The following is a 5,293-nucleotide window of genomic DNA, read 5'->3' on the forward strand; positions in this document are numbered from 1 at the left end:
GTTCCGCGGTCGGACCGTCGGCGCCGAATTCGTCGACGCCGAATTGCGCAACGGTCTTGTTGTCCGCGTCGACAAACCGAACGCCCGTCTCACCCGTGGTCTAACGCCTTGCATAAAGGTCGACTTGCCAAGGGTTCCAGCCTGGAGAACCTTGCTATCACGACCGGCCTGACGATCGCCCAGATCGCAGCGGCCGAGCGCGGCGACGAAGTTCCCGCGCACAATGTTGAGCGGATCGAACATGCACTGAGGTAGCTCGCGGGCAGCGTGGTTAGGGATTCGATTTGAGACTGCGGCCGACGCGGTCGAGGGACGGCAATTCGACGACTAGGCGCAGGCCTTCGTCACGCCATTCACGGGTGATCGAGCCCCCGAGCTGCTCTTCGAGCACCGCACCCAGAAGCACGTTGCCGAAACCCTTCGCTCTCGACGTCAGAAGACCGCGCCCTCCGGTCTCATCCCATTTCAGGATCAAGCCCTTCCCCTTCCTCTCCCAATTTATAGCGAGAGCGCCTGCGCGACGGGAGAGCGAGCCGTGGACCGCCGCGTTGGCCGCAAGTTCGTGTATCGCTAGCCCGATCGGCTGGACGGAGGGGGCCGGAACCATCACGGACGGCCCTTCTATCTCGACATTCCTCTCGCCGAAGACGCCGACCTGAAGCGATATGATGTCGTGGAGGGATGCATCCTGCCATCCGTTTTCGGCCAGCAGCATATGAGTTCTGGAGAGCGCCTGGACGCGTTGCTGAACAGACGCAGCATATGCAGCCGCATTGTCCGCCCGGCTGAGGCGCACGATGCTATCGACGATCGCGAGAACATTCTTTGTCCTGTGGTCGACTTCGAGAAGCAGCCGATGCTCGGCCTCCACGAGCGACTGGACCTTTCGTAGTTCGGTCACGTCGATCTGGGACGCGAAATAGTAGGCGAGCGTCCCGTCGGTTTCCCGGATCGGTCTGAGATGTAGCTGGTTCCAAAAGACGGTTCCGTCCTTCCGGTAGTTGAGAATCTCGACCGTGCCTTCGCGCTCGTGATCGATGATGGCGCGGACTTCGGCCACCGCCGTGCGCGAGGTGTGTTCGCCCTGTAGTATCCGGCAGTTCCGGCCTATGACCTCGTCGGCGGTGTAGCCCGTCAGGTCGAGAAACGCGTCGTTTGCGAGGACGATAGGATAGTCCGGCTCGCGGGCCTCCGCTACGACGAGCGGCATGCGGGTTCTCTGGAATGCAAAGGTGGCCAGCTCCTTGTGATCGACCATGCCCTTCTTCGAAGCGGCGGCCGGAAGGTCACCGTGGAAATCCGATTTTTCTGCCTGTGACATGACACACCTTGCGCTGTTCTCTCGACGGATGAAACGTCAAGACGGCTCAATGGTTTCAGTCGTTTGCCGCGGCTCGCTGAACCCCGTCACTTGCACGTCGGGGCAAGTGGGTTCATGCAATCATGGAAAGACTAAACGATGTCGGGCACGTGCTCGTCCTTGAAGACGAAGCGTTCATCATGCTCGATCTGGAGGAGATGCTGCGCGAACTCGGCGCGACGTCGGTGACATCCTTCGAAACGAGGGCAACGGCTTTGCAGTGCCTCGGAAACAATCGTCCGGACATCTCCATCGTCGATCGTCCTAACGACGGCGTGTGCTCGGACGTGGTCGAGTTCCTCGCCGCGGTGGGAGTGCCCTTCATAGTCCACTCCGGCGCGGACGTGGACGAGACCGTCTTCCGGACAGGTGCTATCCTAGAACCTCTCGACCTGAAATGAGCCTGATCGCGCTATCGCTCGGCATCGAGGCCCCTCGTGGTCCTCCAGCACCTGGTCCGCGTTTTTCTCGTTGTCGCAGGATCGGTTGTAGTGATCCGGTTAACGAACAGGGATGAACGACGCTGTCGCTCTTGATGAAGATCGAACCTTTGGCCCAGTTATTTGTCATGAACTGAGAGGCAAGGGATCGGTACCTTCGCTTAGAATTGCAAGGTATCGTCGATAGCTGAACACGCGTCCACGCTTGCGGCCGGTCACCTCATCGACGATGCCCAACCGCTCTAGATCTGCGAGTGCGGCGTTGACCGTTGGTGCGGACAGACCTGTGATCTGAACGATCTGGTTTGCCGTGTGAAAAGGGTTCTGCTGGAAAAGCATTGTGATCCGTTCACGATCTTCCTTGAAAAGATCAACGATCTGGGTCGCAGCCTCAAATGCCTGATTGGCTGTGTCGGCGACGCCGGCGAGGAAAAAGTCTAACCAGGCTTCCCAGTTTCCATTCTCGCGGACCTCCTGTAGCAACCGATAATAGTCTCTCCGATGAGACTTTAGATAGAGGCTGAGGTAAAGCAGCGGCTTTCGCAAAACACCGTTCATGCACAAATATAGGGTTACAAGCAGACGTCCTATACGGCCATTGCCATCGAGAAATGGATGGATCGTTTCAAACTGGACATGCAGCAAGCCAGCTTTGATGAGTGCCGGTAACCGAGATTGGTCCTCATGCATGAAGCGCTCGAATGCATCCAGGCAACCGGCCATTTCGGTGACGGGTGGCGGTACAAAGAGTGCGTTGCCGGGGCGCGTGCCGCCAATCCAATTTTGCGAGCGGCGGAACTCTCCTGGATCTTTGGTGCCTCCTCGCCCACTGTGTAGTAGCCGGGCATGCATCTCACGGATGAGACGCAATGACATGGGCAGCGTTTCCAGCCGCTCCAAACCATACATCATGGCGTCCACATAGTTGGAGACTTCGCGAATATCATCAACCGGCTGCCCCGCCTGAGCTTCGGTCTCAAACCGCAAAAGATCGGAAAGCGTCGACTGCGTGCCTTCAATCTGTGAGGAAAGAACAGCTTCCTTTCTGACATACATATAAAGAAACAGCTCCTGTCGCGGCAGCAGCATTGTGATACCATCCAGACGTCCCAGCGCGCGCTCTGCCAGGCTGAAACGCTCGAGCAATGAAAGCACATCAATCGCGGGCTCGGGCGGCAATGGTGGGGGCACGAAGGCCCGCACTGTTTCATTGGCAGCGATCGTCTCGACGAAACGACCCAGGCGATGTGTGGACTTGGAATCAGACATGACCGATTATCGGCCTCACTCCTTATTTAAGCAAGATGCACTTCGTTTAAATAAGCGACAGACTTAAATAAGCACGCTTAATTAACGCGAGCACATCGAATTCCTGAGCACTGCGCCAGGGTGATTTGCGTAGGGCATGAATGAAGGGGCAGTGCTCAAACTAAATTTTTGTTTCGAAATATTGCTGACGGTCCGACAGCAATACTTCGTTGCATAAAACCACATTAGCGCCGCAACGCCCGAGTTCAGCCGCTGTAACGAGTTGACTTCGATATCAACGAAGGCGCGAAAATGCCGCTAACCACAATCATTTTTGTCACCAAGGTTAAAGCCACCTGGCTCTGCTGCAACGACTTCCTGATCAGAGGCGTTTTGTCGACAGCAGCGCAGAACGACACATTGCAAATCTCTCCTGCGCGTGATGCCGAATGGGTGTCGGCCACCGCAAGAAACGCGCGCAGATGGCGAAGATTATGCCGGTTCTGCGGAGCGGAGGACGTGCCTTGGGTCAATCGCTGTAATGCTCCAGTATCAAATCTGCCCGGTCAGCGAAGGAAGCCACTTGCGTTTCAAGGCCGAGCGCTCCGATTTCGTCCTGCCAGTCGACAGTCGCCGCCGCCATCCTGCACGGCAGCCCGAGTTCCTTCAGCGTCAAAGCCACCTAGCGCATTTCGGCCGCCCGACGCTTTCCATGCACCATCATTCGTTCAAGGTTATACGCGCCCCTGCCCGTCCAGTCGACCTGCGGTTCCGACGCCTGAAGAGAGGCGATGACATCGGTATCGACGCGCGCCCGCCGCGCCGCCAAAAAGCATTCGGCGGTCAGAGCTTCGATCCCCTTGACCATCACCGACCGCAGCATCTTGATCGATGAGGCACGACCGATATCCGCGCCGGCATAACTCGCCTTCATACCGAGCCGCGTCAGGAAGGAAACGGCCTCCTCCGCTTTCGGTCCGGAGACGAGAAGCGGAGTTCTATGACGCGCGGGATAGACCGGCGCCATGACGGCGACATCGACATAGCTCGCGCCTGTCCCCTCCACGATCGAGGCCGACTTTTGCTTTGTTGCCGGCGAGCAGGAATTGCAGTCGAAATAGACCGCATTCGCTGCGAGGAACTTGGATGTGGCCTCCGCCGCCTCAAGGGCGCGGTCAGCGGTAACTAGGCTGAATACGGCGTCAGCGCCCTCGACCGCCTGGCGAACCTGGTCGCAAAGGTGCACGGACAGCCGATCCGCATTGTCGACGATCGAGACACGCAGCGCCGGATCCTCGATCTTGATATCGAAGGTTGAAAGTCGCTCGATCCGGCTTGCGTCAGCCTCGGATCGCCATCCGGCGACGAATGCCTGCGCCGCCTCGCCAAATCCAATTGTCGCTATGGTCGTCATTGCGCAATACCCTCTGTGACAGATGGAAAAGGCGCGAAACAGCGCCTCTTCCGGTCCTTCTCAGTGCGCTGGGTCCTTGACCTTCGGGAAGGTCTGGAACTCGGTGTTGTAAAGCTCCCCGTCGACCTTCTCGACCTTGCGCATGTAGATGTCCTGGACGATGTCGCGTGTCTCGGGATCGATCGAGATCGGTCCTCGCGGGCTAGCAAGCTCCATACCCTTCGCCGCTTCCAGGAACGCATCGCCGCCCGCGTCACCCTTGGTCTTGTCAAGCGTCTTGTAAATGAGGTCCAGCGCGTCATAGGCGGCTGCGGCCACCATGTTCGGCCGCATTCCGTTGTTGGCCTTCTTGAACGCTGCGACGAATGCCTTGTTCTCGGCGGAGTTATGGCTGGCGGAGTACGGCCCGCCGGTAACGACGCCGATCGCCGGATCGCCCATGTTGTTCAGCAGGTCGTCGTCCGTGACATCAGCCATGGCAATGACCTTGATCCCGGACTTGTCCAGTCCGCGTTCGACGAACTGCTTCATAAAGGCGGCGCCAGCGCCCGTCGGAACGAAGACGAAGATAGCCTCCGGCTTTTCGTCTGCGGCGCGCTGCAGGAACGGCGCGAAGTCGGGATTGGCAAGCGGAACCTTCAACTTCTCGATGACCGAGCCGCCGTTCGCCTCGATCGTCTTGGCGAACCACTCTTCGGCGTCCTTGCCGGGGCCGTAGTCCGAGACTTCTGTCTTTTCTGCGGTGTTCATCCTGTTTCCCAGCCACCGACAGGCACTAGCGACGACGATTGCCGGCGTCCTCGCGGTCCTTGCGCCGACGGTTGGGCCGAT

At 58.5% G+C, this 5,293-nt stretch carries 8 protein-coding genes; 2 read left to right on the top strand and 6 right to left on the bottom strand.

Translation table 11 applies throughout. From position 1 onward, the window contains the following. Positions 1-108: 108 nt before the first annotated feature. The gene (locus tag ASE04_RS30230) at positions 109-255 is read left to right on the top strand and encodes a DNA-binding protein (protein ID WP_082597404.1); all 147 of its coding nucleotides are present in this window, start codon (positions 109-111) and stop codon (positions 253-255) included. 16 nt (positions 256-271) lie between these two features. Here ASE04_RS30230 and lov read toward each other — a convergent pair whose 3' ends face one another. Next, positions 272-1,321, bottom strand: a complete 1,050-nt coding sequence (lov, locus tag ASE04_RS19165) for a blue-light-activated histidine kinase (protein WP_056820493.1) — start codon at positions 1,319-1,321, stop codon at positions 272-274. Between the two features lie 122 nt (positions 1,322-1,443). On the opposite strand from lov, the gene ASE04_RS19170 reads away from it, so the two are divergent. Further along, positions 1,444-1,761 carry a response regulator gene (locus ASE04_RS19170; protein WP_056820496.1) on the top strand — a complete coding sequence of 106 codons (318 nt, stop codon included), beginning with the start codon at positions 1,444-1,446 and terminating at the stop codon, positions 1,759-1,761. Positions 1,762-1,926: 165 nt separating this feature from the next. On the opposite strand, the gene ASE04_RS19175 is transcribed toward ASE04_RS19170, so the two are convergent. From ASE04_RS19175 to ASE04_RS19185, 5 genes are all read right to left on the bottom strand, one after another. After that, positions 1,927-3,069: a Fic family protein gene (locus ASE04_RS19175; protein ID WP_056820498.1), complete on the bottom strand. Its 1,143-nt coding sequence runs from the start codon at positions 3,067-3,069 to the stop codon at positions 1,927-1,929. A 245-nt stretch (positions 3,070-3,314) separates the two neighbouring features. Next, complete coding sequence (locus tag ASE04_RS31050; RefSeq protein ID WP_162260538.1) at positions 3,315-3,581, bottom strand: LysR family transcriptional regulator; 267 nt, start codon at positions 3,579-3,581, stop codon at positions 3,315-3,317. After that, complete coding sequence (locus ASE04_RS31710; protein ID WP_244490456.1) at positions 3,578-3,730, bottom strand: hypothetical protein; 153 nt, start codon at positions 3,728-3,730, stop codon at positions 3,578-3,580. The genes ASE04_RS31050 and ASE04_RS31710 overlap by 4 nt, the downstream gene beginning before the upstream one ends. After that, the gene (locus ASE04_RS19180; protein ID WP_244490457.1) at positions 3,731-4,462 is read right to left on the bottom strand and encodes an NAD(P)-dependent oxidoreductase; all 732 of its coding nucleotides are present in this window, start codon (positions 4,460-4,462) and stop codon (positions 3,731-3,733) included. A gap of 60 nt (positions 4,463-4,522) precedes the next feature. Further along, on the bottom strand, positions 4,523-5,212 hold the full coding sequence (locus tag ASE04_RS19185) for an ABC transporter substrate-binding protein (protein WP_443216886.1): 690 nt from the start codon (positions 5,210-5,212) through the stop codon (positions 4,523-4,525). Between the last annotated feature and the right edge of the window lie 81 nt (positions 5,213-5,293).

It is taken from the genome of Rhizobium sp. Root708 (assembly GCF_001429725.1).
GTDB lineage: Bacteria > Pseudomonadota > Alphaproteobacteria > Rhizobiales > Rhizobiaceae > Rhizobium.

Excerpts from the sequence above, each read along its gene's own strand:
- lov (WP_056820493.1), bottom strand. The coding sequence starts at position 1,321 with ATGTCACAGGCAGAAAAATCGGATTTCCACGGTGACCTTCCGGCCGCC.
- ASE04_RS19170 (WP_056820496.1), top strand. The coding sequence starts at position 1,444 with ATGGAAAGACTAAACGATGTCGGGCACGTGCTCGTCCTTGAAGACGAA.
- ASE04_RS19175 (WP_056820498.1), bottom strand. The coding sequence starts at position 3,069 with ATGTCTGATTCCAAGTCCACACATCGCCTGGGTCGTTTCGTCGAGACG.
- ASE04_RS19180 (WP_244490457.1), bottom strand. The coding sequence starts at position 4,462 with ATGACGACCATAGCGACAATTGGATTTGGCGAGGCGGCGCAGGCATTC.
- ASE04_RS19185 (WP_443216886.1), bottom strand. The coding sequence starts at position 5,212 with ATGAACACCGCAGAAAAGACAGAAGTCTCGGACTACGGCCCCGGCAAG.